24 protein-coding genes are annotated in these 20861 nt (G+C 59.5%); 1 reads left to right on the top strand and 23 read right to left on the bottom strand.

The window, feature by feature from the left end; all coding sequences use genetic code 11:
• Positions 1–9 precede the first annotated feature (9 nt).
• Positions 10–621, bottom strand: coding sequence for a tail assembly protein (locus tag PLD_RS11885; protein ID WP_253278700.1), 612 nt, complete (start codon positions 619–621; stop codon positions 10–12).
• Between the two features lie 404 nt (positions 622–1025).
• The gene (locus tag PLD_RS11880) at positions 1026–1418 is read right to left on the bottom strand and encodes a hypothetical protein (RefSeq protein WP_053158975.1); all 393 of its coding nucleotides are present in this window, start codon (positions 1416–1418) and stop codon (positions 1026–1028) included.
• A 680-nt stretch (positions 1419–2098) separates the two neighbouring features.
• Here PLD_RS11880 and PLD_RS11875 point away from each other — a divergent pair.
• Positions 2099–2443 carry a hypothetical protein gene (locus PLD_RS11875; protein ID WP_159892807.1) on the top strand — a complete coding sequence of 115 codons (345 nt, stop codon included), beginning with the start codon at positions 2099–2101 and terminating at the stop codon, positions 2441–2443.
• Between the two features lie 19 nt (positions 2444–2462).
• Here the strand turns inward: PLD_RS11875 and PLD_RS11870 are convergent, their stop codons facing one another.
• The 21 genes from PLD_RS11870 to PLD_RS11770 all read right to left on the bottom strand — a co-directional run bounded on the left by PLD_RS11870 (position 2463) and on the right by PLD_RS11770 (position 20837).
• Positions 2463–3245, bottom strand: coding sequence for a C40 family peptidase (locus PLD_RS11870; RefSeq protein WP_159892805.1), 783 nt, complete (start codon positions 3243–3245; stop codon positions 2463–2465).
• Positions 3246–3247: 2 nt separating this feature from the next.
• Positions 3248–3931: a phage minor tail protein L gene (locus PLD_RS11865; RefSeq protein ID WP_159892803.1), complete on the bottom strand. Its 684-nt coding sequence runs from the start codon at positions 3929–3931 to the stop codon at positions 3248–3250.
• 71 nt (positions 3932–4002) lie between these two features.
• Positions 4003–5763, bottom strand: coding sequence for a phage tail protein (locus PLD_RS11860; protein ID WP_159892801.1), 1761 nt, complete (start codon positions 5761–5763; stop codon positions 4003–4005).
• Positions 5760–6098, bottom strand: a complete 339-nt coding sequence (locus PLD_RS11855; RefSeq protein ID WP_159892799.1) for a phage tail protein — start codon at positions 6096–6098, stop codon at positions 5760–5762. The genes PLD_RS11860 and PLD_RS11855 overlap by 4 nt, the downstream gene beginning before the upstream one ends.
• A gap of 45 nt (positions 6099–6143) precedes the next feature.
• Positions 6144–9596, bottom strand: coding sequence for a phage tail tape measure protein (locus tag PLD_RS11850; RefSeq protein WP_159892797.1), 3453 nt, complete (start codon positions 9594–9596; stop codon positions 6144–6146).
• Between the two features lie 10 nt (positions 9597–9606).
• Complete coding sequence (locus PLD_RS11845; protein WP_159892795.1) at positions 9607–9900, bottom strand: DUF1799 domain-containing protein; 294 nt, start codon at positions 9898–9900, stop codon at positions 9607–9609.
• A 17-nt stretch (positions 9901–9917) separates the two neighbouring features.
• Positions 9918–10307 (bottom strand): phage tail assembly chaperone, encoded by a 390-nt coding sequence (locus tag PLD_RS11840; protein WP_159892793.1) that lies wholly within the window; start codon positions 10305–10307, stop codon positions 9918–9920.
• A gap of 3 nt (positions 10308–10310) precedes the next feature.
• Positions 10311–10967, bottom strand: coding sequence for a phage tail protein (locus tag PLD_RS11835; protein WP_159892791.1), 657 nt, complete (start codon positions 10965–10967; stop codon positions 10311–10313).
• A 72-nt stretch (positions 10968–11039) separates the two neighbouring features.
• The gene (locus PLD_RS11830; RefSeq protein ID WP_159892789.1) at positions 11040–11456 is read right to left on the bottom strand and encodes a phage tail terminator-like protein; all 417 of its coding nucleotides are present in this window, start codon (positions 11454–11456) and stop codon (positions 11040–11042) included.
• Complete coding sequence (locus PLD_RS11825) at positions 11453–12106, bottom strand: hypothetical protein (RefSeq protein WP_159892787.1); 654 nt, start codon at positions 12104–12106, stop codon at positions 11453–11455. Before PLD_RS11825 ends, PLD_RS11830 begins: the two co-directional genes overlap by 4 nt.
• Positions 12103–12474 carry a hypothetical protein gene (locus tag PLD_RS11820; protein ID WP_159892785.1) on the bottom strand — a complete coding sequence of 124 codons (372 nt, stop codon included), beginning with the start codon at positions 12472–12474 and terminating at the stop codon, positions 12103–12105. The genes PLD_RS11825 and PLD_RS11820 overlap by 4 nt, the downstream gene beginning before the upstream one ends.
• Positions 12475–12476: 2 nt before the next feature.
• Positions 12477–12980 (bottom strand): DnaT-like ssDNA-binding protein, encoded by a 504-nt coding sequence (locus PLD_RS11815; RefSeq protein ID WP_123394320.1) that lies wholly within the window; start codon positions 12978–12980, stop codon positions 12477–12479.
• Between the two features lie 58 nt (positions 12981–13038).
• A complete protein-coding gene (locus tag PLD_RS11810) occupies positions 13039–13629 on the bottom strand; it encodes a hypothetical protein (RefSeq protein ID WP_159892783.1) in 591 nt (196 codons plus the stop codon).
• A 46-nt stretch (positions 13630–13675) separates the two neighbouring features.
• The gene (locus PLD_RS11805; RefSeq protein WP_159892781.1) at positions 13676–14638 is read right to left on the bottom strand and encodes a major capsid protein; all 963 of its coding nucleotides are present in this window, start codon (positions 14636–14638) and stop codon (positions 13676–13678) included.
• 12 nt (positions 14639–14650) lie between these two features.
• Positions 14651–15379 (bottom strand): hypothetical protein, encoded by a 729-nt coding sequence (locus PLD_RS11800; protein ID WP_159892779.1) that lies wholly within the window; start codon positions 15377–15379, stop codon positions 14651–14653.
• Between the two features lie 80 nt (positions 15380–15459).
• Complete coding sequence (locus PLD_RS11795; RefSeq protein ID WP_159892777.1) at positions 15460–15924, bottom strand: hypothetical protein; 465 nt, start codon at positions 15922–15924, stop codon at positions 15460–15462.
• 32 nt (positions 15925–15956) lie between these two features.
• Positions 15957–17042, bottom strand: a complete 1086-nt coding sequence (locus PLD_RS11790) for a minor capsid protein (RefSeq protein WP_159892775.1) — start codon at positions 17040–17042, stop codon at positions 15957–15959.
• The gene (locus tag PLD_RS11785; RefSeq protein WP_159892773.1) at positions 17017–18435 is read right to left on the bottom strand and encodes a DUF4055 domain-containing protein; all 1419 of its coding nucleotides are present in this window, start codon (positions 18433–18435) and stop codon (positions 17017–17019) included. The genes PLD_RS11790 and PLD_RS11785 overlap by 26 nt, the downstream gene beginning before the upstream one ends.
• On the bottom strand, positions 18432–19733 hold the full coding sequence (locus tag PLD_RS11780; RefSeq protein ID WP_159892771.1) for a terminase large subunit domain-containing protein: 1302 nt from the start codon (positions 19731–19733) through the stop codon (positions 18432–18434). Before PLD_RS11780 ends, PLD_RS11785 begins: the two co-directional genes overlap by 4 nt.
• A complete protein-coding gene (locus tag PLD_RS11775; RefSeq protein WP_159892769.1) occupies positions 19720–20181 on the bottom strand; it encodes a DUF2280 domain-containing protein in 462 nt (153 codons plus the stop codon). Before PLD_RS11775 ends, PLD_RS11780 begins: the two co-directional genes overlap by 14 nt.
• A gap of 32 nt (positions 20182–20213) precedes the next feature.
• Positions 20214–20837 (bottom strand): putative metallopeptidase, encoded by a 624-nt coding sequence (locus PLD_RS11770; protein ID WP_159892767.1) that lies wholly within the window; start codon positions 20835–20837, stop codon positions 20214–20216.
• Positions 20838–20861: the final 24 nt, after the last annotated feature.

Genomic DNA, 20861 nt, shown 5'->3' with positions numbered 1-20861 from the left:
GGGTTCGGATTACATCTGGTCTTCGGAGTAAATCCCGGCGCTAATCACCGCGCTGCCGACGATCATGCGGCCATAGAGCAACGGGACAGGGTTTCCCTGGACGCTGGTGTTCACGGCGCCGTTGAAGCTGTAGCTGGGTCGGTTGTTGGGGGTGTCCTGAGTACCCAAGCCCTTTGCTTGGGGGCTGAGCATCTGAATCACACCGCCGGCCAGCATCGCGATGCCTGCAGGGAGAAGAGGCGAATAAACCAAGCCAACCACAACGAGCACCGCACCGACGATTGTTTGCAGCATACCGGCCCGCTTTGATCCGGCGATGACGGGGACAATCCGGATCACATTGCGGCCAGTAGGTTTTTCGAGATCATTCTCTGAGAGATTCTCCTTGCCGTTGAAGATCGCATAGCGCAGCCCCTTGCTGGAGCTTTCGGCCATGTGCTTCTCGAATCCTGGGAACTGTTTGAAGTAGCCCATCACATCGCGCCACCCGCCGCTAGTGATCATCTTGTGCCGACGGCCAAAGAGCTGGGCCAGGGAGCCAGACAGCAGGACGGTTTGCATCTTTTCAGCAGGCATATTTTCTCCAGGTAATAAAAAACCGCCCGTAGGCGGCTTGAACATTCGGTGATCACAAACATCTGTTAAGCGAGGGGGACAAGACCGCTTCGGCCGATCTGCGACCAGGAAGCTCTCTGATAGAGCTTGACGACGCTCCCGTGCCCCTGCTGAGCAAGCTCAATGTTCAAGACATCATCGGTTTGGCCGGAGTCAGTTCCAGCAATAATCCGATACCCATTTTGGGTCTCGCTCATCACAGATGTGGACCTGTAGTCCTGCTATGCCGGATACAAACAGAGCGCAATGTCCTTGGGTTTTTTCGTAGAAATGTGGGTGCTGACTGGATTTCCTGCCATCAAGTCAGATGGGGTTGAACATCCCGCCAACAGCGCCAGCGCCAGCGCAACCACCCCAATCAGTATCCGCATGATTACCTCTCGAACAGAGATACAAAGACAAAAATTGGCTTACCGGATTCTGATTGGTATACCGCTTGAGCCGATCTCCCACCCGCCGACTAGGTTGTCATTCCGGATGAGAAACTTATAAGGCTTGGCGCCAACGTATCCACCGTAACTATTTTTTGCATTGACCGTCACATCCAAGAGAAATCCTGCCTCAATTTTCCTGCCTTCAAAAACGCTGCCTACCATGTACCCCCTGTATACCGTGCCAAAGCTGTATCGAGCTGAGTCGGGGTCTTTCAGATAAATGCCAAAGAAATTTTTCACTGCTTTCTCGGCGTCCTCCTGATACACAGAGGCTCCATAATCAGCCGCCTGTATTTGCTCAGGGGTTGGTTTTGAGGCGCAGCCAGTAACTAAAAATAACGACAGAAGCAGAAGTGAAATCAAGCGCATAACAACTCTCCATGTTTTCTTGGAGAATACCATTTACGCTCAAGCACGAAAGCCCCGCATGGGCGGGGTTCGTGAAAATGGGAGGGTTAGATGTCCTGCAAGATCTCTCGGAAGCGCTCTACGGCAGCCTGGTTGTAGTGAAACGTCTCGACCTGCTTGCTGCTGTAGCGCGCAACACAGCAAAAGCACGACCATACGATCCGTCAGATGTTTGAGACTCAATCAGCAGGCAACTGAAGCCCGGCCAAGCGCCGGGTACATCCGCGCGGACTTACACGCCATGATCAGAAGGAACTTAGATGCCACACCGACTAATATCTTTGAAAACTGCGCTGAGCAACCCATCGAATGACGTACTGGCTGCTTTAGCAGTCCGTCAGGGACTCATAAATGCGCTTGAGGGTTGGTCTGGCAGGACTGACCGCTGCTGCACATTCATGCCCTACGGCACAAAGCTAACCAGCGAGCTTCGTTGCTTCGCTCTCAGTCTGCTGGAGCAGTTGGACAACTATTTCCCGACAGCGACCCGACCTTACCCTCAATATGATCTGGAAGGTTTCTGGAAGATGGCTCAGGCGGAAGCGGGATAGTACCAGATGCACAGGGCCCAACGTGGGACTGGGCTTTGTGCTGCTGGAAACCTGATGTTAACACCCTGCAGACGCAAAGGACTTGCAGTAATGCCCTCACCGAGCCGAGTAGCTCTTGCCCTCATCTTTCTGCTGGCCTCAACTGCCGGCGCTGCCAATGACGAAGTCTCCCAAGAATGGGAGCATCTGATAAAAGCGGACTTCCGAGACGGCTGTGTGAGTCGGTTGGACGAATACCGATCCACCTTTGGAAGCAACGGAGTACGCCTCGGCGCATGGCTTGTGCAAACCTGCGAAGGCAATTTTGAGTATGGTGCGAGTTACTATCCGCTCAACGTGCACACCGAAAATAAACGGATCGGGGTCAGGCGAACGCAGAAACTTCCTCCGCTGACACCAGCACAGTTAAAAAAAATGTACTCGCTGAAGGGATAGCGCGACAGAGTGCTATCCGCTATGCCGTGTTTGTGAGATTGCTTGCCATGTGCCGCCAGTAGCTGACGGTCACCTCTCGCCAGTACCCGCCGTAGGTGTCGCGTTTACTGTCCCGGCTGTAGAGGTGGTGCAGGATCGACCCGGGCGCCGGGAAGTGCTCGGGTTCGGTCTTCAGCACGCCATCGGCCAGGTAGACCCCGGCGTGGTTCGGCACCTTCGACCGGATCTGCATCAGCACGATGTCGCCGTGCTGAGGGGCGTTGACCTGCGTGAAGCCAGCCGCCGGCAGGTTCTCCAGGTAAAGGTTTACGCCCTTCTCCCACCATCCGTCCTCCCGTTCGTACTGGCCCAGGTCGATGCCCATTTCACGGCAGTAGAAGTCGAGGATGATGCTCAGGCAGTCGTGCACACCGTGGGCGAACTTGCGGCCGATCAGCGGGGCCTGGTAACCGTCCGGCGCGAAGCTCACAAGCTCGCCTGGGCGCACCTGTTCGTCATCGCCCTTGCGGACCTCAAGAATGTGCCAGGGAAGCCCGGAGGCCTCGCAGGACACGCGATCTGCCTCACTGGGTGCTGCTGGGTGGTCTGGGTGGCTATGCACGACCGCCAGCACCTGGCCGCGGTCCTCGGCGGCGGCGAAGTCCTCGGGCGCCAGGCGGAAGTGCTCGCTGGGCGTCGAAGCCGTGTTGCGGCAAGGCACATAGACCTCCTTACGTCCCTCACGAATCACCAAGCCGCAGCACTCACGCGGATACTCGGCCAACGCATGCCGCTCGATGGCGGCGCGGGTGGACTTGTTCATGATCAGCTCCGAAGCAGGCCGGCGGCCGGGAATGAGCCGTAAGGCAGAGGGTTGTTCTGGCCGAAGCGCAGTTTGCAACTGCTCAAGCGCCCGCCGCATTTGTCCTTGGAGGCATCGGTGACGATGACGTCGTTCTCATCGGCCACGGGCCCGCCGTTGTAGCCGCAGTAGGGCCCGCGGTAGCCACCACAACTGAGCCACCAGCAGACGTTGGCCACGATCTGCCGGCGCGGCAGTTGAACCCCGGCGAAGTCTAAGGCTGAGGCCAGTTCGAACTGCACCGTTTCGTTGTTCTCGGCAGCCTTGCGCTCGACATACCAGATGTCCGGCGGTAGCTCTTCGTCGGGGTCCGCCTCCGGCTGGCCGTCCAGGTACTTGCCCAAGGTCCGGTGCCGGATCAGCTTCGCCCCCACCAGGTCCTCGAAGTACAACACCAGAGCCGTAATGAACCCACCGACGTTGCCAACGGACAGGGTCGGCATAGGCTGGGCGCCCTGCCCGGTCATTTCGAAGCCCTCGGCCTGGATCGGCCAGGGCGAATACTCCTCGCCCTGCCAGTAGATCGACGACTGCTGGGGGTAACCGTGGAAGCGGTACAGCTCGGCGCCCAGCGCAGTAGCGTCGAGTTCGAAAAGCTCCACCCACGCGCCAGGCTCCAGGGTCTGGATATCGGCCGTAATCGGCATTGTGTTTCCTCAGGAAAAAATCCCGCTCGATGGCGGGTTGTCGGAACGAGTAAGTCCGGGCTGCAACCTTGTTACAGCGCTACCACTATGCAGCGAATTTCGATGCTCGACCAAGGCATTTGAACCTGGGCGCCTGTACCAGCAACATGCACCATGCCTAAGTTGGCATTGCTGTTAGTTTGAATAGATAAGGTATCGGTCTTGTCTATATTCCAGGCTGTAAAGCCAGCGCCTTGGGTAGGGTCAGCTTGAGTGGGAATGCTAATAATATGACCAGCTGAGTAGCCATGCGTTGCGATCTTTAGTCTGCCTTGCCACCAGATGCCGGTTGGCATTACCCCAAGGTTGTGGGTGAAATTAGAAGTAACGTTAGCTGCAAGGGTTCGCCAGTCACTGACCCATTTTTTAGGCGCTGAGGTTTGCAGGTTTTGAATCTGCGAAGCCTGCGATGCAACCAGCGCAGCCATGACGGTTACGTCAACCGTGCCAGGGTTGGTCGCTACAGTCCCACCGATAAAGCACCAGATAACCGCGACGTTTGACGGGCGGGTTTCGTTGCCAGCACGCACCACCCGACCAGCGTCAAACGTAGACACAAGGTATCGGCCTGCTGCGGACCCACCAATATAAGCTTGCCCAGAATCGGTAGTCGCAAATGCACCGCTCGCCGCACCGCCATTAACCGGTATAACCGGCAGTGCCCCCGTAATATTTTGCAGCTGGTCCCGCTGGTAGCGTTGCAGGTCGCCAGAATTTCGCCCGTAACCGCGCAGGAACAAAGCCTCGGTTTGGCTGTTTGCCCCCTTGCCATTGAGGTCGGGTATTCGGAATGTGGTAGTGCCATTGCCGTCCGACCAGCCTGCTTGCCGCTGTACGTCGCCAAGCCATTGGGCGTCAGTGGAGGCAACAGGGGCAACAAGCGCCCACAACTGAGGAAACATAGCTCGATCAATAAGCTGGCCATTTGCGGGGATGTATCCGCTCGGCAGCGAGGCCTCCGAAACATGCCACGGGACCAGGGAGCCAACAGGAAGGCCGCCAACATCACCGTAGCTGCCGTCGCCCTTGAGGAACCGGTCCTTGTCTGCAATAGCCGGAGCGGGAACAAGCCCTTTGACGCCATTGGTGGAAGCTGTGGCTCCAGTCATCGTTGCCGTGTAGTACGACGCTGACTGTCCGCCGAGTTTACTGGCATCGGCCGCCACCTCACTCTTGCCCAGCTTGGCGTTGAGCTGGCCCTGCTGCTTTGCAAAAGCCTGCAGCACCGTGTCGGTTGCCAGGATCGCAGCATTGACCAGAGCGCCCAGGCCGGAAAGAGTCGTCGAGCGCACGCGGGACTGCGTGAAGTACTGGTTTGTCGGCCCTTCGGGCACCTGGTCAGTCGAGCCAGGCGAGGAAGGTATCAGCACAAACGCGGAACCACTCCACCGGTACTGCCGCGTCGGGTTGGTCGGGCTGTCGCCATCGTTGATCGCGATGTAGATCTTCCCTGTCTCGCCCGCTTCCGGAAAGTCTTCCAGAGTTGAAAATTCAAGCACATCATCGACGAAGCTCGGTAACTGTGAGGCCGGCACCACCCCGTTAATCAGTTGCGGAACCGAGTCACCCAGGGCCGTCGCAGGCACCGCAGCGTCGGCTATCGCTTTCGCCGCGGCAGCGGCATCCCACGCCGCCGCAGCATCCGAAACGCCCTGATCGGCCCTCACCTGCGCTGCCGCAGTGCGGGTATCCAGCTCCGCGAAGTTGTCGTTGATGATCTGGCCGCCCGAGCGCAGATTCTGGCCATTGCCATCGTTGGGCGCCCCGCCGATGTTGATGGGATCGATACTCATGGGTGGAACGCCTGTTCGAAGGTTGCGGTCAGGGTGTAGGCATCGCCCCCCATGGCCTTGGGTTGATACTCGGAACAGCGGTAGAGCATTTGATCGCCCAGCGGGTCAGACCAAAAAAATGGCGTTGCACCGGCATGTCGGTCGAGGAACGCTATGATCTCCTTGATGCGCGCCTTCTGGCCTGTGAACGTCAAGGGCCAGGACTGCGAGCGGTTGTTGATTCCGTCCTGGGCTCGCTGCTCGTAACCGTCGCCGAACTTGGCCGACTTAGTTCGAAACGCAATGGTGGCCGCCGGATCGTTGTTCGGCTTCCAGGTGAAGGTTTCAGTTGCCATATTTTCTCCAGGCATAAAAAAGCCCGCCGAAGCGGGCAACGCCAATCAGCCACGCCCCCTGATGGCCATGTAGATCTGGCCTCCTGGCCGGAGGTCCTTCGCGATCTGCTCCTGAGCGCCCTGCTTGGCGGACTTTGCATAGGCCTGGGCCAGAACCTGGCCGTCCGCTTCGCTGGCCCCGCCACTCCCTTCAGGGATGTTGAAGGTCTGCTGAATCACGACTTGGTTGTTGCTCGAGGTTGAATCACCGCCCAACGCTCGAATACCCAACTGGCCGCCGGAGGTCCTGGCCAGGGGCACAATCGCCTCGGGCCCGGCCTCGCCCATCACTCCAGTCTGGCCGCCTGCCATCCCGAAGGCAGTTGGCTTGCTGACCACGCTGTTCGTGAAGGCGCCACCATTGGCGAACATCTGCACGCCAGCTCCCCAGACACCGCCATCGGCCTGGTAGCTGGAAAAGTCGACACCGGTATACCCGGCCTGCGTTGAGCCGGCCGAGGCCGCCCCGCCGCCGAAGTACGATGCGGCAGCAGAGGCAGCCATGCCGAACAACGAGCTGAGCGCTGAGGAGCTGGCCTGGCGAACAGCGATCCTGGCCATATCTGCGAGGATCGACTTCGTGAAGTCAGCAAACGACAGCTTTCCGGTCATCGCGAACTGCACAATCGCATCTTCCATGGAGCCGAAGGCGTTGGTGAACAGGCTCTTGGTCTGGCCGGCCACATCCCGCGCCGACTCCAGGTAGTTCTGCCAGGCCGAGGACGCTCCATTCGTCCAGTCGCCCTGGGCAGCCGACATATCGTCGTAGTTGCTGACCACTGTGTCGTGCAGTTTATGCTGGGTGGCCTCCAGCGCCTGCAGCTTCTGCGTGTACTCGTCGAGGCTCATGCCCCGGGAGCCATCGCCGTACTGGTTGGCCAGGTCCAGCTTCTGCTGGTTGATGCGGTCGTCGATCGCGTTCTGCTGGTTGGTCAGGTCGCGCTGGCGATCACCCTGGCCAAGGCCGGCGGCAGCGCGCATGCCCTGCTCGCGCAGAGTATCGACTTGCTGCTGCAGGGCGCTGGTATAGGTCTTAACTGCCAGTTCCTGCCTCCTCAACCGCCCCTGCTCATTTTTCGCCAGCACATCCAGTTCGCTGTCTGCCGCCTTCTGAGCCTTGACCATGTCGGATCGGGCGTCAGCAATCTTCTGGTCGAGCTGAATCCTTTGCTCGGCACTGGTAGACGCCTTGCCTTTCGCCGCCTCCAACGCTGCGATTTCCACCTCATATGCAGCGGTAACCTCATCCCGCTCGTTACCGATCAAGGCTTCCCGCTTAAGCAGGTACTCCTGCTGTGAGATCAAGCCGGCCTTCTGTGTAGCATCAAGTTGTTTCTGTGCGTTAGCGTATTCGGCCTGGATTTCCTTGAGAGCGTTTTGCGCCGCGTTGTAACCGGTGAGGTCCACGGTGCCGGCAGACGGGCCCTTCTGATCCCTGTTTTTGTCCTTGATGTTCTGGATTGCCTTCGCAACTGCTTCAGGCTGAACCATTGGGTCATCGGGGTTCGCGGCGCGCACGCTGGCGACATACTGCTTGTACTCTCGGATCAGCTTATTGCGCTTCTCCGCGTTTGTGAGGTTGGAGTCGTTGATGGCCTTCAGCTTAATGCCGTCATCGATCGCCTGTTTCTGAATACGCGCCTGATCTTCTTCGGTCTTGGCTCGCTGCTCTCCAGCAAAAACCATCAGCTGGAGCTGATACAGCTCTTGTCTTGAGTCCGCGAGTTTCTTCGCAGCATCGGTATCGTATGGATCAGCATTAACCGCACTTTGCGCGTAGGCCACGCGCTGAGTGAGCTCTGCAATGCGCGTCGCTGGGCCTGCGTCTCGCCCGATGTTTTTGATCGCATCGAGAGATTTCTTGGCCTCATCGGTGATGCCCTTCCAGGCCTTCTCGATGGTCCCGAGATTTTCAGTAATCTCGGTTGATCGACCTTTGATAGTTTCGGCGTAGGTGTCAGTCAATAGCTTGGCGGCACCAATAGTATCGCCCTGCTCCTTCAGTGCGACGATCTGCGAATACACCGATGCCGTCAGAAAGTGATACTGGTCATTCAGTTCTTTCGCAGCGGCAACCGGGTCCTTGGCGATTTTGACGAACTCGGCAATGGTCGCCCCGACCGATTTGCCGGTGGCATCTTCCATCGCTGCCGCCGCATCAGCGATATCCTTGAAGCTTCCGCCGGCGATCACGCCAGACGAAGCCAGCAGCGCCAGCGAAGCAGCAGCCTCGCCGGTGGTGCCGTTGGTGGCACTCACCTGCTGGGCAAGGTCGGACAACTGCCCGACGGTCGTGCCAGCAGCATTGCCGGTCAGAATCAGTGCCTTGTTGTATTCATCTGTTTCTTTGCTGCCCTGGCTGTAGCCGTAGATCAGGGTCCCGACAGCAGCTGCAGCGGCAACAATAGCAAGCGCTACGCCCGCAGCCCCGAGCGATACGCCGCTCATTGCAGGTTGAAGAGCGCCTGCCGCGCGCTGCGCGTTCTCAGCAGCTTCTGCCGCAGTGTTCGAGTTTTCGGCAAAGTCCGACAGGCTCTCCCCAGCTTCCCCCGCATTCTCGGCCACGTCCTTCGCGTCTATGGCGAGACCAACGAGTGACTCTCCCAGAACTGAAGCATCAGATCCGCCAGTAAACAGCGAGCGGAATTTGTCCTTGAGGACGTCGAGGGTGGCACCCACGCCTCCGAATGAGTCCTTGATCTGGCCACCCTGCTGCAACAGAACGAGCAAAGGGTTCTGGCCGCCGGCCAGGCTGGTGAAAATGTCAGTGAACTGCGCCGGAAGCTGTCGCAGCGCCGCTTCGGTCTGCTTCGAGCTGGCTCCGGTCTTCTTCAGGTCTTCATCAAAGTCGCCCAGCTTCTGCCGGGATGCGTCAATCCGGGCCGAGTATTCCCGGAAGGTATCGGCCTCGATCAGGCCGGCCGCCTTGTACTTCTGCAACTGGGCCTGCTGCTGATCCAGCTTGTCGAGCGCTGCAATGGCGGGATTGATCTTGCCGAGCAGCGCTTGCAACCCTTCGGCTTGAACGCCAGTAGCAGCAGCCGCCTTCTTCGCAGCCTCAGCCTGCTTATCGGTCGACCCGACCAGTGCATCGGACTCGGCCCTCAACCGCCGCGCCAGTGCCGCAAGGCTGCTCGCCGAAGATACTGATGCGTCCATTGCCGTCGAGCTGGTGCCAACACTGGTTGTCAGCCGCTGGTAATAATCGCTCGACTCGAGTGAGGCTTTCGCCATAGCCGTCAGACGCTTCATCGCATCTTCAGTCGACTCAGAAAGTTTGCCCTCGGCGGATGCCAGGCCAGTGGTGGAAGCTGCCGCCTTGTCGAAGCCGGCAGACACTCCATCCGCTGCTTTTTCAGCCTTGGCGCCGGCCTGCGCCAAGCGCTCCAGATCCGTGGCAGCCTGAACGGCTTCGCCCGAATTTACCGCAATACCAAGTTGCGCGATTGTGCCTGACATGAGCGCTCCATTACTTCGATTCGCTCATGACGAGCAGGGCCTCGACCTCCATTGCCTGAAGGTCTGGGAATATCTCTCTGAGTTGTTTTCTGGTTGTGCCGACGAAGTCGGAGACGTCTCGAAGAGCGGTGTAGTCAAGGCCGGTGGCCCCGCCTATGCCTGTGCGCCACTGGGTGGACATGGCATTGAAGAGCACGAAGGCCGGCCAGTTCTCAGCCAGCACTTCACACTCTTCCTCGGGAATGTCGGAGATGGACAAGCCGAACGCCGCCAGGTCCGTATCAGACGGCCTCGGCTCGTACATCAGGCGGGCGACCTTCCTCAGTTTCCCAATCTGGCTGCCGAGAAGGCCTTCTGGTATGCATCGACAATTGCATCACCGGCACCGGCCGAGGTTTCTACCAGGGCGCGGATCGACTCAGGGCTCAATTTGTCCTCGAAGCCCCAGCCAGTGACTAACTGGGTCACCTGCTCGATCTGCCGCTCGACGTGCGAGTCGGTGATTTCGATCAAAGTGAGTTCATCACCCTTGGCCTTGAAGTACTCCTGGTCTTGCTTCGCACTTTCCTGCCAGCCCGCGAACAGTCTTGCTAGCTCCTTGCGGTCGCGGTACTTGAACTCGAACGGAACCTTGATTGTGGTGCCGCCAACGCGCGGAATATCAACTTCGGCTTTGAAGGTGGGGTTTTGCGCAATTTTGAACTTGGCCATGGGTTACACCGTCGCGGCGTAGCGAGTTGGCCGACCGGTCAACGCCACGCTGATAACGCGCGTCATCAGGTTGTTGCGCGACATGGTCGGGGTCGAAGTGATGGAGACATAACCGTTGTAGATGATGCTGCTACCGCCCGGCAGGTTCAGGCGCAGTACACGCGGCTGCTTATCATCGTCTGCAGCCTCGCAAACGTCGACATAGGGCTTTGAAGGATCGTCGGCGACCGTGATGGAAAGCGTGATCGGGTTCTTGGTGGTCGGCATCTGCCGATCATCATCGTCAGCCAGGAAGCCGTAAGTCAGGAACTGCTGATCGCCCCCAGTGGAGTTCAGTTCCGTGATCTGGGAGATCTCGGTAAACGAGCTCACTTCACGTGCCGAACCGACACCCGAGCCCGCTGGATATTGCTGAACGTTGACAGTGTTCACACCGCCCAGTGTGAAGGTGCCGCTGGCAATCTCGGCAACTCGTACGGCTCGACCGTCGAGACGGGTCCAGCCTGAGTTAACGGCAATGATGTCTTCTTCGGCCAGGCCATGCGCTGCAGCGGTAGCCACTGCCGGGTTCGCATTGCTCAGTGAGGTAAATGGGATTGCTGCGCCATAGGCGGAAGCAATTTCAAAGGTTGCACCGTTGGGCATTTGAATGCCGGCCATGGGTTTTTCCTCTTTTCAGAAATGACAAAACCCGCTCGATGGCGGGTCTGTGGGGTCGCCCGATGGGCTGAATTAGTTGGTGTCAGCGCGGTACTGGAAGGACACGGGCACGGTGTAGGTGGTATCTCCCTGAATGCCTGGGCCCTGGTCTGGTGGCGTCATGGTGATCACCGTCAGGCCGGCCTTCTCGTTCCGTTCATACAGCGGAAACAGCGCGCTGATCTCATCAGCCAGGTCTACGGCCGGACCGCGGTACTTGCCCGACGGTACCACCACGCTGACCTGGAAGACGCCGGTGTACAACCGGTGATCGCCACCCAGGGTGTTGCTCGCAGTGTCCGCCGGCAGCGTGTAGGCACGGAGGTAGGTTTCTCCGTCCTTTGGCGTGTAGGCCTCGTTCTCAACCACCACCTTCAACGGCGGAACCCTGGCTTTCGTCCAGGCGATAACCCGGGCCTGGTAGATCGTCGCGATCACGTTATGGCTCATACCTGGTTGTTCCTGATGGCTTCGTCGACGATCTGCTGGAACCTGGCGAGCGTGATTCGAACCATGCCGCCAGGGGTCTGCTTGGAATGCCCGTACTCGAGCGGTACCGCATAAGGCAGGTTGTTCACGATGTAGGCTGTCTGGCCGGCGGTCAGCTGCCCGACCTGCAGCCGCAGCTTGGCCAGGGTCACACCTCCAGAAGGATCGACCTGATCCAGCGTGCCGTCGGCGGGTGTATCGATTGAGAACTGCCAGTTCCCCCGGAAGCGACCGCCGACATAGTCCTTGCCGGCCACCAGGCCGTTCACGCTGAAGTTCTGGTCGCGCTCGGTCTTGGTCAGGGGCTTCGCGTACTTCACGCCGCGGCGCAGCTTGCCGGCCTTGGTGAAGTTGCTTTCGTCCAGGTTGATCAGCGTGTTGCGCACCGAGACCTTGAAGTCGTAGTCGTCGGCCGCTCGCGTATTGGCCGCACGGTGCGCCACGTTGGCGGCCCAGATCTCCGGATTACCCACCGGAGACATGCGAATCACGCTGCTGCCGATCTCGATCACGATCTCGCGAAAGGTGGCGTCAATACCGCCTTGGGCCTGCTCGGCGAACTGGCGGATGTTCTCGGCGAAGCTGCCGTTCCTGCCCGCGTACCGGTTCATGACCGCACCTGCAGTTCGTACAGAATCGGCGTACCGGCTGGGTTAATCTCTTTCAGCGGCGGGATGATGGACCAGGTCCGGCCCTGAATGACCACCTTGTTCAGCAGATCCGGCGCCCACTCCAGCCCCTGAGCGGCGACCTTGAGCTTCTTGTCTCCCTGCTTAATGAGGCTGTTTTTCTGGAACTCCAGGCCTGTGAAGTCGAGCAGGATGCCCTGAGCAGTTTGCTCGATGATGGTATCAGGGCCGGCCGAGTCGGTATCAGGATCGTACTCGCCGGGCTTGATGTCACGGATGGTTACGGGTTGGCCGAAGCGCGTAATCAACCGCAACGCGGTTTCAGCCGTGCGGTCATAGAACGCGCTCATGATCATGCCCTCACGGCAAACAGGCCTCGCTTGGCCAGGTAGTCGGCGAACTGGGTTCGACTCGGTCGATCCGGTGCAGCCGGCAGAAGTCTGCCGCTGCTGTTGCTGATCGGGGCATACTCGACATCGACGGCACCCTCTACTCGTTCCCGAATGACTGCCCCCTGACGCTGATCCACCGGATCGATATCGTCTTGATGAATCTCAGCGGCCAGGGCCATCTGGCCGTACTGAATCCGCGCCGGCAGGTAGTTATTTGGCTTGATCTCCTGATCCAGCAGAACTTCCCGGCGCGGCCAAGCCAGAGCCTGCTCGCTGCTGGTCTTGCGCCCCTTCCAGGTCATGCCATCCATTGCCAGAGCCGCGCGGCGCAGCAAGGCTTCTTGGGCAGGCACCTCAGCAGGGATGACGACGCCGAACTTCACGGCGTACATGGCCAGGTCCTCGGCGGATGCGTAGCTTTCGGCGTCAGGCTTCCCGGTGCCGTCCTCGATGATGAGTGTCATGCGTCAACTCGCTGGAATTGGTGAAGATTGGCTGCCAGGTCACCAGCAGCCAGCAGTATCAGGCCTTGGGCAGCTCGGCAACGAGCTTTTCAAGCGATTCTTTCGAGGCGTTGGAACGGTACTGCACCTGCGCTGCGTCGAGCTTGGCCTTCAGCGCCGCGATTTCGCCAGTGTCGTCAGCTTGCGGCGCAGGTGCGACCTTCTTCAGAGCTTCGACCTCGCCGCGCAGTGCGTCGACAGTCAGGAGCAAGCCATCGCGCTCAGTGGTCAGTTCGCCGACTGAGGCATGGATAGTTCCCAGCGATGCAAACAAACGGGTCGCCAGCTCGCCAGACCCGGGTTGCTGGACTTCGCCAGCATCCAGACCATCAAGCAGGAGAATGACCGCGCCATTTTCAGCTCGCAGCTTTGCAACTTCGTCTGCCAGCTCACCAGATTCAGGCACCTTGGCACTTGGGACAGGTACGGCTGGGGCCTCTACGACCGAAACATCAACACCTGCTGCCTCATAGGCAGCGACAATGTCCGGATAGTCGCCAACGACCACCACCGCCGTTGCATCGCGCTCGATGCCGCGAAACAGGCTTGCAGTGCGGTACCGCTTGTCCGGATCGAAGCCTTCAAGCTGGTTCGTGTAAATCAGTTCCATGGAAATCTCCGTAGCGGCCATTGCTGACCGCTTCCAGGGGCAGGTATCAACCACCGGCCGGTGGCGTAGGGGTCAGCGTGATCATCACGCCGGCTGTGACCTTGTTACTGTTCGCGTGCTTGGCCCAGTTGGCGGCCGAGCCTACAGCGGCCAGGGTTGGGTTGGCGCCACCAGCAGACTCCTTCCAGCTGTAGCCCAGAACATCGATGTTCACGGTGCCCTCGGCGCGGTAGCCGATGCCCAGGTTCTCTTCATCGTTCACAGGGTACGAACGGAAACCCGGGGCCTGGGACTCGGTGATGACCACAGCATTCGGCAGCAGGCCGAAGATCACGTCCGCCGGCGCGGTGTCGGTTACCAGTACCGGCTTGCCAAGGGTGCCCGGCAGGCCGCCGTAGATCACAACGCCGGCTTCTTCGTAGATCTTGTTGGTGATGGCCTCGTCGACGATGTCGAAGTAGGCGCTGGAGTGCATGACCCACAAGGCAATGCGGCCGAACTTGTCGCCGAACTTGCGCATACCGCGGGTCAGGGTCTTTTTGCCGTCAGTTTCGATGTTGGCGGTGACCACCATGCCGGCGTTGGAGCCAATCGAGGCCCGCAGCGCAGCGGTGGCGTACTGGATGAAGCCCTCCAGAGTCGCATCCGCTACGTCGGCGCCGATGATCTGGGAGAACTCGTCCACCGGACGGCCGCGACGCTTGAACGCCTCTTCGGTGGTCTGGTAGGGGCCGTACTTCCACGGGGCCTTGACGCCCACCGCCTCGCCGGCACCGATCTTCTTGGCGGTCACCTTGCCGGTGGAGTTGACGTCGCGGTGTTCCAGCGAGCCGCCGATCTTGTAGAAGGCACGCTTACGGAAGTCGCCCTCGATCAACTCGTTGTCGAGGACGATCGCACCATTGGAGGATGCGTTGAACACGTCCAGGTTGTCCTGGACACGCTCCAGGTATGCGGTCTGCGCCTCATCGTTGTAGATGATCAGGTCGCTGTTAACAGTGGTTGGCATGGATGAATCCCCTTACTTGGGCAATGCGAGGTACGCGGTTTGGCCGTGCTTGCGCTGGTAGTCGCGCTTCTGCTCGGCGGTCATTTCGGAGCGCTTGAATGCAGCCTGGCCGCTACCCCCGCCCGGGGCTTGTGTACCTGAAGCCCTTGGCCACAGGTGAGGTGCGCTTTCGCGCAGAGACTCCGCCCATTCGAGCGGTGTCAGAGGGGTCTTGCCGTCCTTGCCGAGAACGATCTCGCCAGATTCATCAACGGCAACGGCTTCGCCCTCTTCGTTCAGGGTGAACACGCCTTTGGCGCGCAGGATGATGTCGTCGGTTGCTTCAGGGAGTGCGCCGGCCTTCAGCGCTGCGCCGCGTACCGAATCGCCCAGGACCTTGCCCTGGAACTTAGCGGCGAATGCCTCGGCCTTCTCAGCGCGCGCTGTGACAGTCTTCAGTTGCTTGTCGTAGTCGCCACGCAGACGCTCGGTGCGGCGATTGAAGACTTCGTCCACCTTGCCTTCAGTCAGCAACTTGGTTTCTTCATCCTGGCCGGCACGACTCAGCAGTCCTTTGACCGCGTCGATATCGATGCCTTCGAACTGGGTTTCGAACTGGGTCAGCTTGCCGGTGGTTTCCTTCAGCTTGCCCAGCAGCTCGGAGTTCTTGGTTTTCAACCCGGAAACGGATGCCTCAACAGCAGTCGCGATAGCGGCCTTGACTGCCGGGTTTTCCAGGTCGATTTCGTTTTCTTCTGCCACGTTGATGCACCCCTTGGGTATGTGTTGCCCGCTTTGCAGGCATAAAAAAACCCGGCTCATGGCCGGGCTTTGTTCAGCGTTTAACGTTTGGGTATTCGCTCAGAGTCTGGAACTAACTGGTTGATGCGCTTGAGCATCCCCATCAGGCCACAGTGCAGCCCGGTTTTCGTGGGCTTTCGTCCTGACAGCTGTGCCTGAATCAGATGGCCTGGTCCGTTGTAGATCTCCTCGAATGTGCCATCTCGATTCATGCGGATACCGAGGTAATAGTCAGGTACGTGATGTACAGGGAATGTAAGACTGGTGCCGAAGGTGGTTTTGATCTGAACATTCCGACCATCATCAGTAATTGCATCGTGATGTTTGGTCAGACCTTCATTCAGCGTCAAGGCGTAGGCCAGACTGGCAACAACCTCACCAATGTCGCCAACAAGTCGGCCATCAGGAGTGAAAGGCTTGCCCGGGTAAGCCTCTTGGAGCAGGGATACCGCGGAGAACAACCCCTTCAGTGCCTCTTCAATTTTCACCTGAATAGCTGGGTCCATGATCGCTCCTTGATAAGTGCGAGCATCCTAGCTCAGATCCCCGCAAGTTCGAACGCAAGCGGTTCAAGCGCCTTCATTTGAGCCAAGGTCAATGGTGCAAAGTTGCGATCAAGCTGCAGCTCTGCGAACCGCTCCACGGTCAATCCGCCCTCCCGGAACAATTTGCCCCGGACAGGCCCGATTGCCACGTCCTGAAACGCCGCTGGCTGCTGCTGAAGCCACTGGTAGTAGTCCAGGCTTGCGCTGACCTGCTGGGGCCCGCCATCACCGACAGAGGCCCGGGTAGCATCCTTGGCGAAAACCGCACTGAGCTTGGTGATGAGCACAAAGGTCGTCCGGCAGTTCGGGTGGAACGGTGGCCGGGGCCCGGAGTCGACCGGAAACCGTCGCTTATCCATCGATCGGCAGGTCTGGCTGGTCTTGCTGTCCAGCGTGGCGACCATCTCAACCTCGGACACGATGTCCGTGTTGGCCTTGGCCACCTCCATACGCGCCTGGGACGACACATGCTGAATTGCGGTGTGAACTACAGTGCTGGCATTGCGGCTGGTTGTGGCCAGGATGCCGTCCTTGTAGCCGGCCGCCTTGGTACCGCGGATGTTGCGGATGATCTGAAAGTTCGTCTGCCCCTCGAAGAAGCCCTGCCGGATCGTGCCTGTGACGCGCTCGCGCTCGGCAGTGGTCCAGCCCTTGATGAAGGACTTAAGCAGCTTCCCGCCACCGGTGCCGCGCACGCTGAGCGGGTTTGTCAGGACTGCCGTGCGAACAGCGGCAACCGTGGGCGCCGCCACATCCAGCGATACGCCAACCGGCGCCGACCGGGCAAGGCTGGCGGCTTCGAACTCAGCCTCATAGTTGGCGATGTCCACCAGGTCGAGGTTCAGTTGAGTGCTGTAGCGGTCGAAGATGCCCAGCAGCAGGCTATCGACCTCCTTCAGCAGCGCTTCCAGGCGCTTGACGTTGTACTCGGTCAGGTCCGACCGGGTGAGCCGGTCCCGGATCGAACGATCAATCTCCTTGAGGAAGGGAGCGAACTTGCCCACCTCCCCCGCCTTCAGCTTTTCGAGGAAGACAGCGTGCCGGATCGTGGCGTCAAGGATTGCTTGGTTTGCCGCCATTTGGTTTGTCCTCGTCGTCCAGGCCCAGGCCATCGCCCTGTTCCTGCAGCTCGCCATCGATCTGCTGGTCCGTGCGCTCAGGAGCGATCAGCCCCAGTTTGCGCAAGTACGCCCGCAGATCAGCCTTCGCGAACCCGCCGTTCTGCCAGAGCCCGACGAGCGCGGTGATCATCTGCGGGTCTGCTGTCAGCTCCACGAACTCTTGGTTGACCTGGTAAGAAACCTTCTTGTCAGTGATGCCCATGTAGGAGCAGCACCACATGAGCGCCTTGGTGTACGCCTCACTGACGTTGGCCACACACCCGGCGAGGACTGAAGTCGATGCAGACTGATCGCCGCGAGCCTCGGTTGCGGTCTTTGACGACAGAGAGGCTACGACCATGCGAGCGCCCAGCTCGATCATCATCTGGTTCTTGTCGGCCATGGCCTCCTTCACCAGCGTGTTGGGCAGGGGCTGCGCATACCCGAAGGAACCACCAGCAGGCAGCATCATCGGCGCCCTGGAGCCGACATAGACTCCGTTCTTCTCCATCCAGTCGCGCCACTGCTCATCCAAGCCGGAGATCCACGGCTGGGCCTGGCCGCACCAGAAGACGCTGTCTTCATAGTCGGCACTGTTTCGGTAGTGGCCCAGATTGATCATGGCGATGTCGTAGAGCGGCGACTCATCAATGCTCGGGTCGTTGTTCTGCGCGCCGACGAAAGTGAACGGGATCTCTTTGAGGCGCCCGGCTCCGCCTTCAGGCCTGAACTCTTCAACGATGGCCAGCGGACCGCCGCCTTTCGGGCCTGATCGACGCCAGACCCGACAGACGAAGCCATCAGACTCCAATGCCAGCTCTCGATACTGCTCAATCACCTTGAAGCCGAAGCCGTCTTCCTCCTCCGGCGCCTCTCGCAGCACCACCAGGGTCAACACACTGTGGCCATTCACCATCCCGGTGCGCCAGTTGATGATGTCTTCAGCGCAGTAGGACAGGATCACCGAGTGGCCACCGATGCCGTCGTCCTGGTGATAGTCGACATAGAGACCATGCCGACCAGCCTCCAGCACCTTCTCAAGCGTACCCTGGGAGTGCTGGTAGATGCTCACGCCGGAGCCGTTGGCGTTGTCCTGCAGGTACTCCAGCTTCTTCGATACCACCAGTGTCGGGTCTTTATGGAACGCCAGGCCCAGCAACCCGTTTCGGGTGTGCCCGGTGGCGTTCTTGAACACTGCGCGCTCGCGGTAGGCCCGGTTCCGGTCTTGGTTCTCCGGCGACTTGTCGTGTGCGTTGATGTACGGCAGCCGATCGACAACCCGGTGCTGGCCGGCACACACATCGCGCACTGTTGCCCATCGGCCCAGGGCCTCGATGTAGTCCGCCCGCTTGAAGGAGACGTCGTTGCTCATCGGGCGTATCCCATTTTGATAGCGGTGACCGGTTTGATGATCGGGTACTCGCGGTGGATGAAGTAACCGCCGCCATCGTTGGCGTGGTCGTTTCCTTGTGACTTGTCGGGCTCGCCATTGGGCGCCCATACCTGCTGCTCCAGGCCGTCGGCGTAGGTTGGGCAGGTAAACGGGTTCACCAGGTAACGCCTCTCGCCCTGGGCATTGCAGAACATGGCGTTCATGGCGTTGATCCGGTCCTTTACTGGCGGGTTGGCCGCCGGCGCGATGACCGAGAAGCCGGCCTGCTTGAGCATGGCGATGTCCGTCATGCTGGCGTTGACCGACTTGCGCGAGTCGCCCGAAGCGTCCGGATAGATCCTGATCTCGCACGTCTTCTTGAAGTCGTTGCCGTCGTGCTGCCAGTAGCGCTCCTTGATGCGGCGGATCATGTCGGGTGTGTCGTAGCCATCGATTAGCTCATCGACTGCCCTGGGCAGCCCCTGGTCGCGCTTGACGTGGGTAATCGCTGCCATCTTGCCGACGTTGAAGTCCATCCCGATAAACAGAGGCTCGCCTGCTTGGACCGTGTCGAAGCACTGGTTCAGCTTCCGGTCGTAGGCGTGGTAGATCGATCCGGACGTCAGGTTGACGAACTGGCCGTTCAGGTAAGCCCTGATCAGTTGCTCGGGATATGACTCCATCAGCGACGGGATGTAGTCGTCGGGCAGGTTCAGCTCGTTGTCGAAGGTGCTGGCCTGGACCAGGCCATACATTTCCTTGAGCGCCGGCTTGTCACGCAGTTGCTTCACGAATTGCTGGAAGACGAACTTGAAGCCCTCGGGCGTCGTAGTGACGTCTACCCCGTTCTTCAGACCCGGCAGGTTGTAGCGCATCCGGGCAATGATCTTGCGCCAGGCCTGCTGCGCCTTGATCGACGTCAGCACGTCCAGTTCATCCACCAGGGCGTGGCCGATCTTGAAGCCGACGATGGTCTGGGGCTTCTCCATCGACCGGCAGATCACAGTGCCGCGGCATTGCCGACCGCTGTAGATGTGAACCTCATGGTTCGCCTGGTTGATCTTGGTCTTCAACCCCCAGTCGTAGGCCACTTCATCCATGGTCGGATAGAAGATGTCCCGGATCTGCGGATAGGTTGGCGCGAAGTAGCCAGCGTTGACGCCTGGCCACTCCATGAAGTGCTTGCTCAGTGCCGAACAGCCTACCCAGGTCTTCCCCGACCCGAAGCCGGCAACGAAGGCGCGGAACTTGTGGGGCAGCGTGAGGAACTGAGCCTGGGGAATGTTAAGGCTCGGCATTCGGTTTCCTCGCATCCACCACATCGACCTGGATGCGGGTCGGGTTCTGCGGCTCGTCGTCCGGCTCTTCCTTGCGGGCCCGGTTGACGTACATATCCCCGCACTCCCTGGCGGCCTGCTCGTAAAGCTGGGCAGTCAGGGCAAGGTTGCGCATGTTCTCGGCCTTCTCGGCCATCCGGGCCAAGCCACGGAGGCGAAACGCGCGGTTGGCAATCGGAATATCAGCCGTGTCCTCTCGAAAGCGCTTGCGGGTATCTTCAAAGACCGTCCGCCACTTCACTCCAAGATCACGTCCGGCATACTTGGTGGGGTCGTACAACTCGCACTGCTGGCGGGTTACATCAAGCCCGAAGGTTTCCTTGACCGCTTGCACTACCTGCGTGGGCGTATCAAAGCAGGCCAACGCCTGCACAATGAAGCGCTTCACCTCATCTTTCAGGGCTGCCATATGGGTTTATTCCGTCAAGGTCCTGTCAAGGATCAGGCCGACTTGAGCAGACAGGTTCCGCAGGCCCTCGATATGTTCAATTTCCCCACCTCGGCAGGATTGTTTGCAGCGTCTACCAGCGCCTGAACGTCAGGGCTCGCACCATAGCGGCGGACCACACCGACAAACTCTTCGACGTCATGGCCGCGTAGCTTCAGTTTGGGCGCGCCTTCCTGGGTGAAGGCTGGTTGACCGTACTTATCGGTCGCCTGGGCGATGTGGTAGAGCTCGTGTTCGATCAGGGCGCAGAAGTCAGCGTCGTAACACTGGGCGCAGTAGTCAGCAGCCAGAGTGATGATGAAGGCCGGCACATCGCCAAACCAATCACGCATCTGTTGCTCCATCCGTGCCTTCTGCCATCCACCGGCGCGGAACACCACCTGTTCAGCCTGACCCAGGACTCTGCGGCCCTGCTTCTCGAAGCTCGACGATGCCCACATGACCCGGATGTCTGCATCCAGTAGGTGGGTATGGTCTTCGTTGTGAATGCTGCCGGTGTCGGAAAGGATCTCGGCCTGGAGCCACTCCCACACTTCAGGCGCTGGTGTCAGGCGGATGCCGAAGTCGGATAGGTCAGCCAGCTCAAGCAGAGATACCGGAGGGTATGGCCTATCCACGGGTCACCTTTAGCTTGAAATGAT

It is taken from the genome of Pseudomonas sp. LD120, from assembly GCF_009861525.1.
In the GTDB taxonomy this organism is placed as follows: domain Bacteria; phylum Pseudomonadota; class Gammaproteobacteria; order Pseudomonadales; family Pseudomonadaceae; genus Aquipseudomonas.
The sequence above is the reverse complement of the archived record's forward strand: the minus strand, read 5'-3'. Positions and strand labels throughout refer to the sequence as shown.